Origin of the sequence: Citrobacter sp. MGH105 (assembly GCF_001037485.2) — a bacterium.
GTDB lineage: Bacteria > Pseudomonadota > Gammaproteobacteria > Enterobacterales > Enterobacteriaceae > Citrobacter > Citrobacter portucalensis.
Window position 1 is genome coordinate 38,066 of sequence record NZ_CP073048.1, and the last position, 17,695, is coordinate 55,760.

The following is a 17,695-nucleotide window of genomic DNA, read 5'->3' on the forward strand; positions in this document are numbered from 1 at the left end:
AACACTGTCATCCGGCAACTTAATCAATCAAAACCATTATTTTCGGCGGTATGGGCAAACCATTCGCCGCTCTTTTTCACTGTGCGCTTTTGCGTTTCTAAATCCAGCTGGACAAAACCGTAGCGGTTTTTATAGCCGTTGAGCCATGACCAGTTATCAATAAAGGTCCACATATGGTAGCCAAGACAATGACAGCCTTCGCTAATGCCTTTATGTAGCCATTTCAGATGCTCAGCAACAAATTCGATACGGTAGCTGTCGTTAATTTGCCCTTCCTGAATAAAGCGCTGTTCGTTTTCTACGCCCATACCGTTTTCTGAAATAAAGCAGCGTGGGTTACCGTAATTATCGCGAAGATTGGTAATAATATCGTAAATACCCGGCTCATAAATTTCCCAGCCGCGGTAAGGGTTCATTTTACGTCCCGGCATTTCGTAGTAATCAAACAGCCACTCCGGCATAAATGGCGCATTCGGATTGACTGCCGTATCGCGGCATTTCACACGACGCGGCTGATAATAGTTAATCCCCAGCAGGTCGATTTTGCCGTCGGCGATCAACTGCGCATCGCCTGGCTGGCAGGCCGGAAGCTGATCGTACTCTTTCAGCAATGCCACCAGATCCGCCGGATATTCCCCTTTCAGTACCGGGTCGAGGAAGCTGCGATTAAACAGCAGATCCGCATGGTGCGCGGCTTTGACATCTGCCGGATGCTGCGAGCGCGGATACGAAGGCGTCAGGTTTAATACCACGCCAATTTCACCGTCATGGTTTGCATCACGATACGCCCGCACCGCCGTCGCATGCGCCAGCACGGTATGGTACGCCACGGTGGCCGCACGTTTGAAATCCACCACGTTAGGGTAATGGAAGTCATACAAATAACCACCTTCTACCGGAACAATCGGCTCGTTGAAGGTGAACCAGTGCTTAACGCGGTTGCCGAACAATTTGAAACACGTCTGTGCGTAGTGGCCAAACGCCTCGACCACTTCACGGTTTTCCCAGCCGCCTTTTTCCTGCATCCCCATCGGCATGTCGAAGTGGAACAGAGTGATAAATGGCGTTATGCCTTGCGCCAGCAGCTCGTCGATGACGTTATTATAGAAATCGACGGCCTCAGGATTAACCTCACCGGTGCCGTCCGGGATCAGGCGTGACCAGCTCAGAGATGTACGGAAGCTGTTGTGCTTCAGCTGTTTGAGCAGTGCGATGTCCTGTTTCCAGTGCTGATAAAAGCCTGAGGTGTTCGCCGGGCCAACCCCATGATGGAAACGACCTGGCTGGCGGTCGAACCACACATCCCACGTGGTCTGGCTTTTGCCGCCGTTCAGGCTATCTCCTTCGGTTTGTAGCGCCGAGCAGGCACTGCCCCACCAGAAGTTTTCAGGAAAACGGTATCGCATATTGTTGCTCCATTGCTATTTATCTGTTCTGGCAACAATATGTGTTTTTACGATACAGAAACCGGTTACAGTGCTCATTTTACAACATAATGGCTATAAATCCGGGCATTCAACTTTGCCAAGCGCTTCCCAGTAGTTGTTTTGATTGTTTCTTTGAATTGCCAGAATGGCTTCGCGGATGTGCTGCTGATTACGCGTATCAGCCATAATCGTTTTTTCCCACACCTCATCAGATGGCGACCCTTGCGGGGTGCAAATCTTACGTAAATCCTTCATAACAGTATTCTTTTCGTGTACAGCCTGCAGACTGCCATAAGCCGAGTCGGCTTGCGCCAGACCGGGTAGCGTGAAAAGGACGGCAATAATCGGAAAAATGACTCGTTTCATGATAATAATCCTTGTTGTCTATGCGCATCATCTCAAGAGTAAGTGTAGACGGCATACGACTCACTCATCACCCTGTGTTAATGTCTAAAAATAAATCAGCCAGAAGTTGTAGTTATTTCAGGAGGATAGGATGCAAATACAGATTACAGATACGATTACCGAAGACGATCAAAATGCCCTGCTTGCCGGATTGCGCGCTTACAACCGGCAGTTTCTCAGAACCACCAATTTTGGCGACCTGGCTGTGTATTGGCGCGATGAGCGCAATGACATTCTGGGTGGGCTGATCGGCAAAATCAAAGGCGAATGGCTGTGCATTGATTTTCTGTGGATGCATGACTCGCTGCGTAAAGGTGGTTACGGCACAAAATTGATGCAGGCCGCAGAACAGACGGCGCGTGAGAGAGGATGCCTGCATGCGCTGGTGGATACCATGAGTTTCCAGGCGCTGCCGTTTTATCAGAAAAACGGCTATCAGCTGCAAATGACCCTCGATAACTTCCCGGAAACCGGTTCCGCGCGCCATTATTTGTCGAAAACGTTTTGATGACCGGAAGGTCTGGATGCCGCCTCACTTTCTTGCGCAGCATAATAGTGTATGTTCTGAACAATCATTTATTTCTTAAGCGGTAAAGAGATGAGACGGATTGAGATAATACTGGGAGAGCTGGAACGGCTGACGCGAGGACTGAATCTTGCCCATCTGGCGCAGGAAACGGCGTTCACGGCGGAGGCCATCGGCTTCAACCTCGGGCTGGCGCGCAACTCGGTCAGTAAAGATCTCAATCAGCTCTGGAACGACGGCCTGGCGATTAAAAGCCGCGGGCGCCCGGTATTCTTTCTGCATCGTCAGGCGATTGAAGCGCTGCTGGGGCGTAAATTAGATGAGTCCGAGCGTGAAGTGCAAACCGTTTCCGACCTGTTGCCTGTTCAGGAAAACCAGGCGACAGACGATCCCTTTTCCAGCCTGATTGGTTACGATCGCAGCCTGCGCGATGCGGTGGAAAAAGGCCGCGCGGCGGTGCTGTATCCCCACGGGCTACATGTTCTGCTGACCGGTCCCTCCGGCGTGGGTAAAACCTTTTTTGCCGAACTGATGCACCGTTTCGCCTGCGAACGTGCACCGGGAACACCTCCACCGCTGGTCTATTTCAACTGCGCGGAATACGCGCATAACCCGGAGCTGCTCTCATCGCACCTGTTTGGTCATCGACAGGGAGCGTTTACCGGTGCAAACGAGAATAAACCCGGTCTGGTCGAACAGGCTGATGGCGGCTATCTCCTGCTCGATGAAGTGCATCGTCTGCCGTATGAAGGTCAGGAAAAGCTGTTCTCTATTCTCGACAAAGGTGAATACCGGCCGCTGGGTTCAAGCGCCGTGGCGCGTTCAATCTCGGTTCGCCTGATATGTGCGACCACCGAACCGGTAAGTTCGGCGTTGCTGCGCACTTTCCAGAGACGTATTCAGGTATGTATCGATCTCCCCGGCATTCGCCAGCGTTCGGTGGAAGAGCAGGTTGAGCTGATCGTTGGTTTCTTGCAGCGTGAGAGCCGCAAAATCGAGCGTACGATAAGCATCGACCGTACCCTGCTGCTCTGGCTGCTGAACAAGCCGCTGGAAGGCAATATTGGTCAGCTCAAGAGCGACATTCAGTTTCTCTGCGCCCAGGCCTGGGCCTCGGGGATGACGGAGCACAGCGATACGCTACAGTTGGATAAACGTCTGACCGAGATCCCCTTTAACGCCACGCCGGAACAACGTCTGCTGGTTGGGGCGCTGTTCGAAGGCAAAGAGCACCTGAGCATCGATGCCCGCACGTTGCCGGCACTGAAAAATTCGCTGGCCACCGGAGCCGAAATTGAAGAGAGTGATCTCTTTTACAGCTTCCTGACCCGGGAATATATCAACCTGCGTAACAGCAACGTACCACCTGCTGAAACGCTGGCAATCCTCAAAAACAAACTCAGCTCGATTTTTGAATATGGTCTCTACAGCCGCGACAGTGTGGCGCATCCCCCGCGCTATGGCGATCAGATTGAAGAGCGAGTTACACTGCTGATCGGCTGCGTTGAGCAGGTGCTTGGTTTTACGCTGCCGGAAAATCTGGTAAACCCGCTGCGCAAACACTTTCTGGCGCTGATTGGCTACGTGCAGCGCGGCCTTATTCCGCAACTTTATTCTTCCAGCCTGATCCTCGATCGCTGCAAAGATGAATACGAAAACGCCACGCTGTTATGCCGAAAAATCAATGAACTGCTGCATATTCAGTGTCCGGCGACGGAGGTGGTCTGGCTGTGCCTGTTCCTCAAAGAGTGTCGCCATTACCGCCAACGGATAGACGCCAGTCCTGACTGCGGGGTGATTTTGATTGCCCATGGCGCGACGACCGCCACAAGCCAGGCGCAGTACGTGAATCGCGTGCTGGAGCGCGAGGTGTTCAGCGCTATCGATATGCCTTTCGAGCAGTCAGTGCATGACACGCTGGAAGCTCTGACACAGATGATCCAAACCCGGCAGTATCGCCGATTGATCCTGATGGTGGATATTGGCTCGCTGGTCCATTTTGGCAGTACGATCAGCAAATTATTCCAGATAGACGTTCTGCTGATGCCCAACATCACGCTCACCAGTCTGCTGGAAATAGGGTTGGATTTAAGCTACGAAACCAGCGACTTGCCGCAGCTGGCGGCGTTGATGCAGAGCAAAAATATTCCCTGTCAGCTCTGTACGCCACAGCAGGAAAACAGCGGTAAAGTGCTGGTCATTTCTTGCATTACAGGGATGGGAACAGCAGAAAAAATCAAAAAGGTGCTGGAAGAGAGCTTCGGTGAGTTGATGTCGCAGGATACGCGGATGGTGATCCTCGATTACAACGAAGTTCGCAGCCTGGAGCGTGTTCAGCAGGCGATTAACGCCAGTGAACGTCTGGCGGGCATAGTGGGTACTTTCCAGCCAGGACTGCCGGATATTCCGTTTATCTCGCTCGAGGAGTTGTTCTCTGAGCAAGGCCCTGAGCTGGTGCTCAGCCTGCTGACGCCAGATCTCTCCAGCAGCGAACGCCGGCTGGAGATGGAGCGTAGCGCGATGCGCTTTATCAGCGCGTTGACTATGGAGAGCATCATTAACCATATTTCGGTGCTCAACCCGCAGCGTATTCTGAAAGAGATGGAAGGCGTGCTGAATAATCTGACCGCTGCGCTGTCGCTCAAACCGAGCCGTCAGGTGACACTGCGCTTCCTGATCCATTGCTGCTGTATGGTCGAGCGTATTGTGATTAACCGCAAACCGTTACAGATGGCGCTGGAGAACAAGCCGGATCTGGATATTCGTGCGTTTAGTGTCATTAAATCGGCTTTCCTGCCGATCGAAGAGGCCTATGCCATTCGGTTATCGGACGCGGAATATTTTTATATCTACGAACTGTTGTATAGCTAATCCCTTGTCTGGTGGGGCTTTGCGCCCCGCCAACACCCACAATTCCCCCGCGTGACACAAATTCTGGCACAGCCTTTGCTCTTACTTTGATGAGTTTGCCGGATGGCGGCATAAAACGCCTTATCCAGCCTACAAAAGCACTTCCCGTAGGCCTGATAAGCGAAAGCGCCATCAGGCATTGCAAGTCTCATGTAATCGAGCCAGGAGGCCATTTTGACTACCACTGAATCCTTGCCCCAGATCCTGCTGCTGACCCATGGCGGCTGGGGGCAACAGCTTTGCAACAGCCTGCGCATGGTGATGGGCGAAATCAAAGGCGTAACGGAAATCGCGTTGATGCCTGTTGATACGCTCGGCGAGTTTTATCAACGCGTCGAAGCCGTGGTGAAAACCATGCCGGAAGGCTCACTGATTCTGACCGATTTTATTGGCGGCACCACCTCTAACGTGGCCGCGCGGCTGAGCGCCGATTACCCGGTGGCAGTGATTTCCGGGCTGAACGCCTCTTTGTTACTGGAGGCGCTGGACAAACGCGAGCATGGCCAATTGACCACCTGCGTGGCCGATCTGGTCGAGGCCGGGCGTAGTAGCTGCCTGGACGTTGTTGCCCACGTACGTCAATTACAACAATCACAATAAGGAATAAACATCATGGCAAACATCGTTTTATGTCGTATCGATAGCCGTCTGATTCATGGACAAGTGGTGACCAAATGGGTTGGGCAATCTCAGGCAAACCGGATTGCAGTGGTCAGCGATGAGCTGGATGCCGATCCGTTTATGAAAAACATCTACCTGATGGCCGCGCCGCCGAACATCAAAGTGGATTGCTTTGGTAACCAGAGTTTTGCCGCCGCATGGAAAGAAAATCAGCTTGGTGACGGCAAAGTGCTGGTGCTGTTCCCCTCTCTGGCGGCGGTTCAGGAAGCGGTCCAGTTGGGTTTTGATGTCACCACCATTCAGGTCGGTGGGCTGGGCGGTGGGCCAAACCGCAAAGCGGTATTCCAGAACATTACGCTGGATGAAAAAGACGTCGGCATTCTGAGCGACCTGAAAAATCGTGGGATTCAGGTGTTCTTCCAGACTATCCCGGAAGATAAGCCTCAGTCGCTGGACGATATCCTGAAAAAATTCTAATTCTTTGATAACAGGGTACTTAATTATGGATACTTTAGTCTTCGCAAGCCTGATGGGGTTGTATTACTGGTTTGCCCGATTACGCCTTGGCTACACCTTCTCCGCCATGCTGCTACAGCCAGTGGTGATTGCCGTATTCGTTGGTCTGCTGTTAGGCAACATGGAAACGGCGATGATCATCGGTGCAGGTATGCAGCTGGTTTATCTCGGCGTGACCTCCACGCCAGGCGGCAACGTCCCGTCGGATCCGGCGCTGGCTGCCTGCATTTCAATTCCTATCGCCGTGAAGGCCGGAATGGACCCGAACCTGGCTATCGCACTGGCGATCCCGTTTGGCGTTATCGGCGTGTTCCTCGACCAGTTGCGCCGCACGCTAAACGCGGCGTGGGTACATATGGCCGACAAGCATGCGGAAACGGCAAACATGGCGGGCATTATGCGCTGTGCGTTCCTCTACCCGGCTTTGCTCGGGCTGGTACTGCGTTTCCCGGTGGTCTTCGCCGCCAACTATTTTGGTCAGGACGTTGTGGAAAGCTTCCTTAAGCTGATGCCGCACTGGCTGACGCACTCCTTTGAAATTATGGGCGGCATTCTGCCGGCGCTGGGCTTCGCCATCACCATTATGGTGATCGGTAAAAAGAGCCTGCTGCCATGGTTTATCGGCGGTTTCTTTGCGGTGCTGTACCTGAAGGTAGACATCATGGCGATGGCAATCTTTGGTACCTGTGTGGCCTTCCTCATTAAAGGTCTGGCGAAAAATGAAGGAGCAGCATGATGAGCAGCGATGTAATGCAGCATGAACTGGTGGAGCGCGCGCGTGAAAGCGGCACGTTGACCAAAGCAGACATCACCAAAGCCTGGTTTATCTACTGGCTAGGTGCGGAAGTTTCCAGCTCCTATGAACGTTTGCAAAGCCTTATTTTCTGCGCCTCAATGACGCCGATCATCAAAAAACTCTACCCGCAAAAAGAGGAGCAGGTTGAAGCGCTGAAACGCCATTTGAACTTCTTTAACTCGGAGCAGACGTTCGGGGCGGTGATTCAGGGGATCTCCATTGCGATGGAGGAACAGAAAACCCGCGGCGAGCCGATCAGCGACGCTTCAATTACCGGGATTAAAACCGGGTTGATGGGACCACTGGCCGGGATGGGGGACTCCATCATCTGGGCCGCCGTGATGCCGCTGTTAATTGCTATATTCATCCCGTTTGCGGCGAATGGCAGCGCGATGGGCGGAATTGTACCGTTAATTCTCTATCCTGCTATTACGCTGGCAATCAGCTATGGCATGGTTCACAAAGGCTATACGCTGGGGCGTGACTCGATAATTGGGCTGCTGCAGGGAGGGCGAATAAAGGAACTTATCTACGGCGCTAACGTGCTGGGTTTGATCATGATGGGCGCGCTTTCTGCAAGCTACGTCAAGATCACCACGCCGTTAAAACTTAGCGCCCTGAAAGGCTCTGAAGTTGTGGTCCAGCAAATCCTCGACTCTATTGCCCCCGGCCTGTTGCCGCTGGCGGCGGTGTTCGCCATCTATTTCTATCTGGTGAAGAAAGGACCGCGTTACACCACGATTTTACTGTCGATTGTCGCGCTCAGCGTGGTTTGTTCGCTGCTGGGAGTACTGTAAGCCATGACACAGAATATCTACCAACAATTGGGGCTAAAACAGGTCATTAACGCCTGCGGCAAGATGACGATTCTGGGTGTTTCCAGCGTAGCGCTGGAAGTAATGCAGGCCACCGCGCGGGCTGCTTCAGCCTTTGTTGAAATTGATCGGCTGGTGGACAGAACTGGAGAACTGGTTTCCCGCTACACCGGGGCTGAAGACAGCTATGTCACCTCCTGTGCATCGGCGGGCATTGCTATCGCTGTTGCCGCCGCCATTACCCGTGGTGACCAGGCGCGAGTCTCGCTGATGCCGGACAGCGCAGGTATGGCCAATGAAGTGGTCATGCTGCGCGGGCATAACGTTGACTACGGTGCGCCCATCACCAGCGCCATCCGTTTGGGCGGCGGGCGGGTGGTGGAGGTTGGCTCAAGTAATCTGGCGGCCCGCTGGCAGCTGGAGAGCGCGATTACCGATAGCACCGCCGCGCTTCTGTACGTGAAATCGCACCACTGCGTGCAGAAGGGGATGTTGAGCATTGCGGATTTTGTGCAGATCGCGCAGGTTCACAACCTGCCGCTGATTGTCGATGCTGCCGCCGAGGAGGATTTACACGCATGGGTGGCGAGCGGGGCGGATATGGTGGTCTACAGCGGGGCAAAAGCCTTTAACGCGCCGACCTCCGGATTTATCACCGGGAAGAAACAGTGGATTGCCGCGTGTAAAGCGCAGCACCACGGGATTGCCCGGGCGATGAAAATCGGCAAAGAGAATATGGTTGGGTTGGTGTATGCCCTGGAAAACTACCATCAGGGACAAACCGTGGTCACCACCGAAGAGCTCCGCCCCGTGGCGCAGGCGATTTCAGAGATTCGCGGACTGGATGCGGATATCGAGCAGGATGAGGCCGGACGCGCTATCTGGCGGATTCGTATTCGGGTGAATGCGCAGGTGCTGGGAATGGATGCTTACGCTGTAGAAGCGCACCTGCGTGAGGGCGATATCGCGATCTACGCTCGCCGTTACAACCTTCATCAGGGCGTCTTTAGCCTTGACCCGCGTACGGTCGCAGAAGGGGAAATGGCGCTGATCGTGGCCCGATTAAAGGAGATTGCAGAACATGCAACACATTAATTTTTATCGTAATAAAGTGGCTATTAACGTGCTGGCGAAGGATATCGCCAATGCGCGGGAAATCTATGATGCTGCCGAAGGCCACGCGGTGATTGGCATTCTTTCGGCGCAGTTTTCCTCGGTTGAGGAAGGGGTTCTGGAAGTAAAACGTTGGATGAACGACGTGCCGTCGATTTCTGTGGGGTTGGGGGCCGGTGACCCGGCGCAGTATTACAAAGCGGCGATGATTGCCTCACAGGTACATCCAGCACACGTCAACCAGACCTTTACCGGTTGCGGGTTTGCGGCAGGCGCCTTGGCGGCAACGGGCGGTGAACAGACCCATATCAACGCGTTAGTCAGTCCCACTGGCACGCCGGGGGACGTGTTGATCTCGACCGGCGTCAGCAGCAGCCAGGGCACGCCAGCCCGCGTTTCCTGCGATGCAGCGGTCCGTATGATGTTGGATTCAGGAGCCCATGCGGCGAAGTTCTTCCCAATGGGCGGTGAACAGTCGCTGCCTGAGCTATATGCACTGGCGACGACAGCGGCGAGAAACGGCATGACGCTGATTGAACCAACCGGCGGTATCGATCTCGATAACTTCGGCGTTATCCTGCAATCCTGTCTGGAGGCGGGAGTACCGCGCGTCATGCCGCATGTTTACAGCTCGATTATCGACCCACAGACCGGTAATACCCGGCCTGCAGACGTCGTCAGGTTGATGGAGATAGTTAAAACCCTGGTGTGATGTTGCTATCGCCGGATGGCACTTCGCTTATCCGGCCTACAGATAACCTCATGTCACCAGCCCGGTCAGCGTAAGCGCTACCGGACATTTTTGTCCATATGTCTGCTTTATGCTTTTTTCTTCTTGCTGATGCTTTTTCGTTTTTTAAACCGCAGCGGCCTTCCCGCTATAGTCATTTCATTACTCATCAGGCGGTTATTGCAAAAGGATAAAACGTGAAGCTGAAGATACCTTATTTCGGGGCCGGGGCGGCGGTATTACTGGCGGGATTATTGCTGGCAGGATGCGATCAACAGAGCAGTGATGCAAAGCATATCAAAGTGGGTGTAATTAACGGTGCTGAGCAGGATGTAGCGGAGGTCGCGAAGAAAGTCGCTAAAGAAAAATATGGTCTGGAGGTGGAACTGGTGGGTTTTAGCGGTTCTCTGCTGCCCAACGATGCCACCAATCATGGTGAGCTGGATGCCAACGTCTTCCAGCATCGCCCGTTCCTTGAACAAGATAATAAAGCACACGGCTATAAGCTGGTCGCAGTGGGCAATACCTTTGTGTTCCCGATGGCTGGTTATTCGAAGAAAATCAAAACTGTCGCTGAACTAAAAGACGGTGCAACGATTGCGATACCTAACGATCCTACCAATCTGGGCCGGGCGCTGTTGCTGCTGCAAAAAGAGAAGTTAATTACGCTGAAAGCGGATACCGGTCTGCTGCCAACAGCGTTGGATATCACTGATAATCCGCGGCATCTGAAAATTATGGAACTGGAAGGTGCGCAGTTGCCGCGTGTACTGGACGATCAGAAAGTGGATGTGGCGATTATCAGTACCACCTACATCCAGCAAACCGGGCTTTCCCCGGTACATGACAGCGTATTTATTGAAGACAAAAACTCACCGTACGTGAACATTCTGGTGGCGCGAGAAGACAACAAAGATGCCGAGAATGTGAAAGAGTTCCTGCAATCTTATCAGTCACCTGAAGTGGCGAAGGCGGCAGAAACTATCTTTAACGGTGGCGCGGTTCCGGGCTGGTAATCATGACCTTTTGCCGCGCCGGTTGGTGTTAAACCGCTCTGGCGCGGCGACGTGAGTCCATTGAGATAAGTATTACCGAGGAGAGGATCAAAAGCGTGCCCAGCCAGTCTGGCAGGGTAAAGGTAATACCTAACAGCAGCAGGGACAGCAACGCGCTGCTCAACGGTTCCGCGCAGCTTAAAATGCTCGCTTTCGGTCCACCAATCATCTGCGCGCCTTTCAGGTACAGGCTAAACGTCAGCGACGTGCCGATGACCACCAGATAGAAAAACGCCAGAATCAAACTGCCATTCACCACGAAATTAGTGCCCTGTCCGGCATAAAACGGCAGCAGGATCATGCCGCCGATTAACATACTCCAGCCGACAACCGGCAGCGTGCCGTAGCGCGCGATAAGCGTTGAGGGGTAGGTGGTGTAGAACGCGGCGGCAAACGCCGAGGCAATTCCCCAGAACAGCGCGGCAGGTGAGATAGACAGCGATGTCGGGTTACCGTGGGTGACCAGCAAGAAGGTGCCGATAAGCGAGGTGAAGATCGCAGTCAGCACTAAAATCCCCGGTCGTGCTTTGCGCACCACGGAAAACCACGCCACGATTATGGTCGGTGACAAAAATTGTAGCACCGTCGCGGTGGCGGCGTTGGATTTTTCAATAGTCAGCAGAAAGGTTAGCTGTACGGTGAGCGCCCCAACCACGGAAAAAATCAGCAGGCTGATGGCGTCTTTGCGGTTTTTGATAATGGAGAACACTTTGTCGCCGTGAACGAAAGAGAGCATCAGCAGAATGAGCCCGGCGAAAATCAGGCGCGTCATGGTCAGAAACTGCGACGACATCTGGCTTTGCTCCATGATGTATTGCGCGCAAACGCCTGAACTTCCCCACAATACGGCGGCAATCAGGACGTTCATCATCCCTCTTCTGGTGGAACTCATCTTTCCCTCGGCATGTTGTTTTGTTTTATTTGTGTGCAGGCATCATAGCAGAGATGGTTGTGATTTCTGCCAGCACATCCGCAATCAGCCAGTCATTAAAGACTTTTACCTCCGGACGCATTACCGCGTGCTGTGGCGTAACAATGTAGTAAGACCACGCCAGAGGCCAGCGGGTGTTGGGATGAAGCTGAACCAGTTGTCCGTCTGTCAGTAGCTGCTGCACCAATGCCCTACGCACAATGGCGACACCTTGACCGCTGAGCGCCGCCAGAATCACTGCAGAGGTAGAGTTGATGTGCAATCCACTGTCGCAAACGGCAGGTGCCTGGGTGGCGGTCAGGACATCATTCCAGCCCGGGAAATTGGCGCCGGGGTGGGGAGTGTCATCATGGATAAGCTTCTGTGCGGCCAACCATTCTCCACAGGAAATTTTATCTACTGGCACAATACGCGGGCTACAAACCAGAACCGCTTCTTCATCCATCAGCCAGGTTTTATTTACCCCAGGCCAGTCGCCTTTACCGCAACGTACGCCCAGATCCGCTTCGCCATGAGCAACATCCATCAGCTTTTCCGTCACGTTCAAGCGTAATTCTATGTTTTCATGCGCTTGTGAGAAGCGATTGAGGCGGCTCATCAGCCAGTTCATCACCAGTACCTGAGAGGCCGTGATGATCACCACCGAGCGTGCTCGCCGACCGCGTAACTTGTTCAGCCCAGATTCCAGACTATCCAGTCCCTGGGTTATCTCGCGCAACGCGTCCTGTGCTTCGCTGACCAGCGTGAGACGCTCTTTGCCTGAACGAGTACGATGCAGCAGCGGGTGGCCAACCCAGTCTTCCAGCGCACGAACCAGTTGCCCAACGGCAGCCGGAGTGACCCCCAGTTCCTGCGCCGCACCAGTAAAACTGCCGTGGCGGGCTGTGGCCTCAAAAGCGTGTAACCATTTAAGCCGATTAAGCGAGCGCATTAGGTCATTTCCCGTTTTGTGAATATCTTCAGTATATGCCATCGAGATAGATTTTCTTTCTCGGTTCGCTATTTCTTCTCATTCGTCAGCGCCTCAGGGTAGTGGCATTGTTAGCGCATTAATGAATACTTGAAACGAGGCTAGCGATGAACACATTATTTGTCGGCAAAAAACTGTTAGTGGTGGGCGGTACCAGTGGTATCGGATTTGAAACCGCAAAACTGATCCTCCAGGGTGGTGGTCGAATGGTGCTGGTTGGCAATCGTGCCGAGAAAGCGGAACGGGCCCATCAGGCGTTGGCGGAGCTGGGTGACGTCTCTGTCATTGTGGCGGATCTGATGTCAGAAGCGGGTGTTAAGCAGGTGATGGCAACGGTAAATGCTGAGCACAAAGACATCAACCTGTTAGTAAATGCAGCTGGGGTTTTCTTCCCAAAACCTTTCACTGATCATGAAGTTGAAGATTATGAACTGTACATGAGCCTCAACCGCGCGACGTTTTTTATCACCCGCGATGTCGTGCGTAATATGGTGGCGGCTAACATCCAGGGTGCCATCGTGAATATTGGTTCGATGTGGGCACAACAGGCAATTGGCGCAACACCTTCTTCAGCGTACTCAATGGCAAAAGCGGGACTGCATGCATTAACTAAAAATCTGGCCATCGAGCTGGGGGCAAATGGGATCCGCGTCAATGCCGTTTCGCCAGCAGTCGTGCATACACCTATCTACGAAGGATTTATCCCGAAAGAAGACGTACAAGGTGTGATGAGCAGCTTTGACAGCTTCCATCCGATTGGTCGGGTTGGTACGCCGCGTGATGTGGCTGAATCCGTCGCGTTCCTGTTGTCAGACAAAGCGCAATGGGTAACTGGCGCTATCTGGGATGTGGATGGCGGTGTTATGGCCGGACGTAATGGCTGATGGAAATCCCCCGCATAGCTGCGGGGGAGCGTCGAGACATTAAGGCTCAATCGGCGTCAGATAATCCAGCCGTAGCGGTTCGGCTAGCAGATCGTTCATTTGTAGAATGAACGCCTGGAAATGTGGCAGAGCGATATGCTCATCCAGACCGGCCTGACCGCGCCAGGATTCGCGCACGTAGAACACATCCGGCGTGTCGCGTAACTGGAACAGGGCATATTCAATATTGCCCGGCTCCCGGCGCGTGGGCAGCAGCAGAGCTTGTAGCGCCTGTTTCAGTGCGTCGATTTTCCCCGGTTTGGCTTTCAGTACCGCAATAATTGAAATCACGTCAGAATCAGACATGTTAAAACCCCTCCAGCACGATCTTGCCAACCGAGCGGCCGGTTTCAATTTGCGTGTGGGCTTTTTGCAGATTTGCCGCGGTAATCGCGCCAAAATGTTCGCCCAGCGTGGTACGAAGGGTGCTGTCGTCGATCAGCTGCGCCACGCGGGTCAGTAACTGATGCTGCGCAATGATGTCGTGGGTTGTGAACATCGAACGGGTAAACATAAACTCCCAGTGCAGCGAAATGCTTTTGGCCTTCAGCGGGCGCGCATCGAGAGTTTGTGGATCGTCAATCAGCGCCAGTTTGCCCTGCGGCGCCAGTGCGGCAATAATTTGCGAATAGTGCTGCTCGGTATTGTTCAGGCTGGCAACGTGCGTCACCTCTTTAATGCCTATCCGTGCCAGCTCTTCCGTCAACGGCTTGCTGTGGTCAATCACATGATGAGCGCCCGCTTCACGTACCCATTTCTGGCTCTGCGGACGTGATGCGGTACCGATGACGGTCATTTTGGTCAGCTTACTGGCCAGTTGTGTCAGAATAGAACCGACGCCGCCAGCCGCGCCAACAATCAATAACACATCATCTTCATTGCCATTTTCCTCAACGCCCAGACGGTCGAACAGCATTTCCCAGGCGGTGATAGCGGTCAGTGGCAGCGCCGCAGCAGAAGCATTATCCAGTGTTTTTGGCTTCAGCGCGGTAATACGTTCATCAACCAGCTGAAATTCACTGTTACTGCCAGCGCGGCCGAGCGCTCCGGCGTACCAGACTTCATCGCCGGGTGCGAACAGGGTGACGGCTTCGCCCACGGACTTCACCACGCCAACGGCATCCCAGCCCAGCACACGCGGCACATCAGCGTTAAAACCTTCGCGGACCTTGGTATCAACGGGGTTGACGGAAATGGCTTTCACTTCAACCAGCAGATCGTGCCCGGTAGCAACTGGCATGGGCAGGTCAATCTCTTGTAAAAATTCAATGTTATTGCCGTCGGTCGCGGCGCGGGTAATGGCGATGGCTTTCATATTCTCTCCGGTCACAGGAATCAGTTGAATAATTCGATGGTAAACCGGTAACAGAACGGGAAAAATAGCCCTATGGCGACAGGACTTATACTCGGGGAGTGAAAATGTTCCGGCTTGAAGATCTCACGTTGTTTGTCCGCGCCGCGGCGCTGAATAGTTTTAGTGATGCTGCGCGCGAAGTCGGCGTTCAGCCTGCTCAGGTCAGTTCAGCTATCAAGCGCCTGGAGTCTACGTTGGCTATCCGCTTGTTCGCTCGCTCCACGCGCAGCCTGCGCCTGACGCCAGAAGGTGAAGTCTGGTTACCCTATGCCCGCCAGATGCTGGATGTAATGCATGCCGGGCTGCAAAAAATTCAGACCCCGGAAGATGAAGTGTCAGGCACGCTGCAAATCGCTGTGCCTTCCGATCTCGGTCGTAACCTGCTGCTACCGGTCTTTCAGTCGTTTCGACGCCGCTATCCCGCGCTGCGCCTGCGGATTTTTTTCTCCGACCAGGTAACGGATGTCTTTAAAGACCCCGTCGATGTTGCGTTTCGCTATGGCAACACCGAAGACGCGTCCTACATTGCGCTGCCGGTTGCACCGGGTAACCGACGCGTGCTGGTGGCATCACCGGAATGGGTTGAGCAAAACGGCGCGCCGCAAAAACTGGATGATTTAACACAGCTCAACGCCATGACTTTCGTATTACGCGGCCGCCTGCACGATCGCTGGACGTTTACGCGCAACGGCGAGGTCAGCAGTGTGCAGGTTAACGGCACCATTATGAGTGACGATGCGGAAGTGATCCGGCGCCTGGCGATTGCCGGAGAAGGTGTGGCGTACAAGTCGTGGCTGGATGTCAGCGAGGATGTGCGTGACGGTCGATTACAACTGCTGATGCCGGATTATCAGGGCGAGAAAGTCCCGCTGAATATGATTTGCCCGCATCGGAAACAGCTTTCAACCGCGGTACGCCTTCTGCACGAGGCGGTGAAGGCGCGGTGTGAAATGCTGGCGCAAAGCTAATAAGCGCTTTACGCCAGAATACTATCGCGTCGTTACTCAGTCTTTTTTCGTTGCATTCGCAAAGAAAATATCAGACTGAATGTCTTTAGTGCGGATGGTAAAGAGCTGATTAGTCAGATCTTCCGTCAGCTTCTCGGCGTCGGCCATGATGCGCAGGTTGAAGTCATTCAGCATCTTATCCGCGGCGGGTTTATCGGTTTTCGCCATCTTCAGATACTCTGCTTCGACCTCTTTTTGCTCCTTCGCCACTTTGTCTTCCCACGCTTTGTAGGCTTTTTTGACGATTGGTGCGAGCTTCGGATAATCGGTCATCGTCAGCGTTTGTAATTTACGATATTTCCAGTAGATAGACTGATCGTCCGCTTTATCGGTACCCATCGTGTAGTTAGCCGGATACGCTTTCAGGCCGCTGTAGTACGGAACGAAGGCGGTGAGGTCAGCCATGCCCAGGCCAATGTAGGTCGTTTCACCAATCTCTTTTGGCAACCACGGACGGACCTGCATGACGTGCGCTTCATAGGTACGGAAAACGCTGACCGGACGCCATGGCTCTTTGCCGTTCAGACCGTTGGTGTACGGGTCATGGCTGGTCCCTTCATAGTGACTACGCAACACGGCCTTCACATCGTCCAGCGTCATTTTCTTCTCTGGCGTCATGAAGACCGGGAATTCGCGCCCTTTGGCCATATCCTGATTTACGGAAGGATTGAATTCTTTCTGGATGGTCCATACACGAGGGTCGTTATACGTGCGGTCACGCTCGTCATCACGGGTATAGGCTTTGGAGAAGTTGAATTTATCGTCTTTCGCCGGATCGTACAGTCCTTTTTCAGTCGCAAATTGAATCAGGTTTTTTGACGCCATCATGTCCGGATTTTTAGGATCGTAATCCTGTAAGCGGCCCTGATTACCGGTAGCAAAATACTGGTTATTCGGCAGACGCTGCGCCATCCACTGGTGGCCGCTACCGGTTTCCAGGTACCAGATCTCGTTATCGTCGACGACGGCAACGCCAAAACCTTCGCCTGCGCCGACGGTCTCAACGATATGGCCCAACAGCGCCACAGCTTCACGTGCGGTTTTACTTTGTGACAGCAGAATATCCGGGATATCGTCTTCGGTGATCCCTTTATCCTCAACGTACGGGTCGGCGGCCAGTGCTTTCGGTGAGGCAAAAATGGATTCTGTACCGCTCACGCCGACACCCAGCTCGTTAAATCCGGTCGCGCCGTGCAGTTGGGTTTTCCAGTTTGGGACAGTGGTATAACGCAGAGAGTTTTTCGGCAGTGGCCAGGTAAAATCATTCGCACCATTATGTGCTTTGGTGCTGTATACCCCGGTCTGATTTTGCTTTGCCGGATGAATGACAAAATGCTGTGCTTTCAGGGCATCGCTGTCTGCGCTACGGGCGACCAGCATGGAGCCGTCCGCTGATGCTTCGTTGCCGACCAGCAGGGTCGTACAAGCAAAACCTGATGAAACAACGGCCAAATTTATAGAAAGTGCAATCAGGCACTTTTTAAAAGTAAACATTACGTATCCCTCATATGTACGCCAAAAATACACCGGAAACACACCGTTTCCTGAAATGCGATAACGCCTGAACGCTCAGACATTGCTCGCGAGAGAGATAAA

The 17,695-nt window shown here is 53.3% G+C and carries 18 protein-coding genes; 11 read left to right on the top strand and 7 right to left on the bottom strand.

The window, feature by feature from the left end; all coding sequences use genetic code 11:
• Window positions 1-23: 23 nt before the first annotated feature.
• Together SK35_RS00190 and SK35_RS00195 are read right to left on the bottom strand one after the other, a co-directional pair.
• Window positions 24-1,406 (bottom strand): glycoside hydrolase family 1 protein, encoded by a 1,383-nt coding sequence (locus SK35_RS00190; RefSeq protein ID WP_048215253.1) that lies wholly within the window; start codon window positions 1,404-1,406, stop codon window positions 24-26.
• Between the two features lie 93 nt (window positions 1,407-1,499).
• Window positions 1,500-1,793, bottom strand: a complete 294-nt coding sequence (locus tag SK35_RS00195) for a YicS family protein (protein ID WP_003827149.1) — start codon at window positions 1,791-1,793, stop codon at window positions 1,500-1,502.
• Between the two features lie 130 nt (window positions 1,794-1,923).
• Here SK35_RS00195 and SK35_RS00200 point away from each other — a divergent pair, with 130 nt between their 5' ends.
• The 9 genes from SK35_RS00200 (at window position 1,924) to nlpA (ending at window position 10,875) form a co-directional block, all read left to right on the top strand.
• A complete protein-coding gene (locus SK35_RS00200; protein ID WP_003827152.1) occupies window positions 1,924-2,340 on the top strand; it encodes a GNAT family N-acetyltransferase in 417 nt (138 codons plus the stop codon).
• 90 nt (window positions 2,341-2,430) lie between these two features.
• Window positions 2,431-5,229, top strand: coding sequence for a transcriptional regulator DagR (gene dagR / locus SK35_RS00205; protein WP_048215254.1), 2,799 nt, complete (start codon window positions 2,431-2,433; stop codon window positions 5,227-5,229).
• 213 nt (window positions 5,230-5,442) lie between these two features.
• Complete coding sequence (locus SK35_RS00210) at window positions 5,443-5,868, top strand: PTS sugar transporter subunit IIA (RefSeq protein WP_048215255.1); 426 nt, start codon at window positions 5,443-5,445, stop codon at window positions 5,866-5,868.
• A 12-nt stretch (window positions 5,869-5,880) separates the two neighbouring features.
• A complete protein-coding gene (locus SK35_RS00215) occupies window positions 5,881-6,366 on the top strand; it encodes a PTS system mannose/fructose/N-acetylgalactosamine-transporter subunit IIB (RefSeq protein WP_003023959.1) in 486 nt (161 codons plus the stop codon).
• Between the two features lie 25 nt (window positions 6,367-6,391).
• Complete coding sequence (locus SK35_RS00220) at window positions 6,392-7,141, top strand: PTS mannose/fructose/sorbose/N-acetylgalactosamine transporter subunit IIC (protein WP_003023960.1); 750 nt, start codon at window positions 6,392-6,394, stop codon at window positions 7,139-7,141.
• Window positions 7,138-7,998 (top strand): PTS system mannose/fructose/sorbose family transporter subunit IID, encoded by an 861-nt coding sequence (locus tag SK35_RS00225; RefSeq protein WP_005121522.1) that lies wholly within the window; start codon window positions 7,138-7,140, stop codon window positions 7,996-7,998. The genes SK35_RS00220 and SK35_RS00225 overlap by 4 nt, the downstream gene beginning before the upstream one ends.
• Window positions 7,999-8,001: 3 nt before the next feature.
• A complete protein-coding gene (gene dgaE / locus SK35_RS00230) occupies window positions 8,002-9,111 on the top strand; it encodes a D-glucosaminate-6-phosphate ammonia lyase (protein WP_048215256.1) in 1,110 nt (369 codons plus the stop codon).
• A complete protein-coding gene (dagF, locus tag SK35_RS00235; protein ID WP_048215257.1) occupies window positions 9,098-9,841 on the top strand; it encodes a 2-dehydro-3-deoxy-phosphogluconate aldolase in 744 nt (247 codons plus the stop codon). The genes dgaE and dagF overlap by 14 nt, the downstream gene beginning before the upstream one ends.
• Before the next feature lie 215 nt (window positions 9,842-10,056).
• Window positions 10,057-10,875, top strand: a complete 819-nt coding sequence (gene nlpA, locus SK35_RS00240; protein WP_032945419.1) for a lipoprotein NlpA — start codon at window positions 10,057-10,059, stop codon at window positions 10,873-10,875.
• A gap of 28 nt (window positions 10,876-10,903) precedes the next feature.
• Here the strand turns inward: nlpA and SK35_RS00245 are convergent, their stop codons facing one another.
• Both SK35_RS00245 and SK35_RS00250 read right to left on the bottom strand, forming a co-directional pair.
• The gene (locus SK35_RS00245) at window positions 10,904-11,806 is read right to left on the bottom strand and encodes a carboxylate/amino acid/amine transporter (RefSeq protein WP_003827166.1); all 903 of its coding nucleotides are present in this window, start codon (window positions 11,804-11,806) and stop codon (window positions 10,904-10,906) included.
• A 25-nt stretch (window positions 11,807-11,831) separates the two neighbouring features.
• Window positions 11,832-12,776, bottom strand: a complete 945-nt coding sequence (locus SK35_RS00250) for a LysR substrate-binding domain-containing protein (RefSeq protein ID WP_048216372.1) — start codon at window positions 12,774-12,776, stop codon at window positions 11,832-11,834.
• Window positions 12,777-12,922: 146 nt separating this feature from the next.
• Here SK35_RS00250 and SK35_RS00255 point away from each other — a divergent pair, with 146 nt between their 5' ends.
• Window positions 12,923-13,699 carry an SDR family NAD(P)-dependent oxidoreductase gene (locus SK35_RS00255; RefSeq protein WP_048215258.1) on the top strand — a complete coding sequence of 259 codons (777 nt, stop codon included), beginning with the start codon at window positions 12,923-12,925 and terminating at the stop codon, window positions 13,697-13,699.
• A gap of 39 nt (window positions 13,700-13,738) precedes the next feature.
• On the opposite strand, the gene SK35_RS00260 is transcribed toward SK35_RS00255, so the two are convergent.
• Both SK35_RS00260 and SK35_RS00265 read right to left on the bottom strand, forming a co-directional pair.
• Complete coding sequence (locus SK35_RS00260) at window positions 13,739-14,029, bottom strand: putative quinol monooxygenase (protein ID WP_162623446.1); 291 nt, start codon at window positions 14,027-14,029, stop codon at window positions 13,739-13,741.
• A 16-nt stretch (window positions 14,030-14,045) separates the two neighbouring features.
• Window positions 14,046-15,053 (bottom strand): zinc-binding alcohol dehydrogenase family protein, encoded by a 1,008-nt coding sequence (locus SK35_RS00265; RefSeq protein WP_048215259.1) that lies wholly within the window; start codon window positions 15,051-15,053, stop codon window positions 14,046-14,048.
• Between the two features lie 104 nt (window positions 15,054-15,157).
• On the opposite strand from SK35_RS00265, the gene SK35_RS00270 reads away from it, so the two are divergent.
• A complete protein-coding gene (locus SK35_RS00270) occupies window positions 15,158-16,060 on the top strand; it encodes a LysR family transcriptional regulator (protein ID WP_048215260.1) in 903 nt (300 codons plus the stop codon).
• A 36-nt stretch (window positions 16,061-16,096) separates the two neighbouring features.
• Here SK35_RS00270 and SK35_RS00275 read toward each other — a convergent pair whose 3' ends face one another.
• On the bottom strand, window positions 16,097-17,593 hold the full coding sequence (locus tag SK35_RS00275; RefSeq protein ID WP_048215261.1) for a C69 family dipeptidase: 1,497 nt from the start codon (window positions 17,591-17,593) through the stop codon (window positions 16,097-16,099).
• Between the last annotated feature and the right edge of the window lie 102 nt (window positions 17,594-17,695).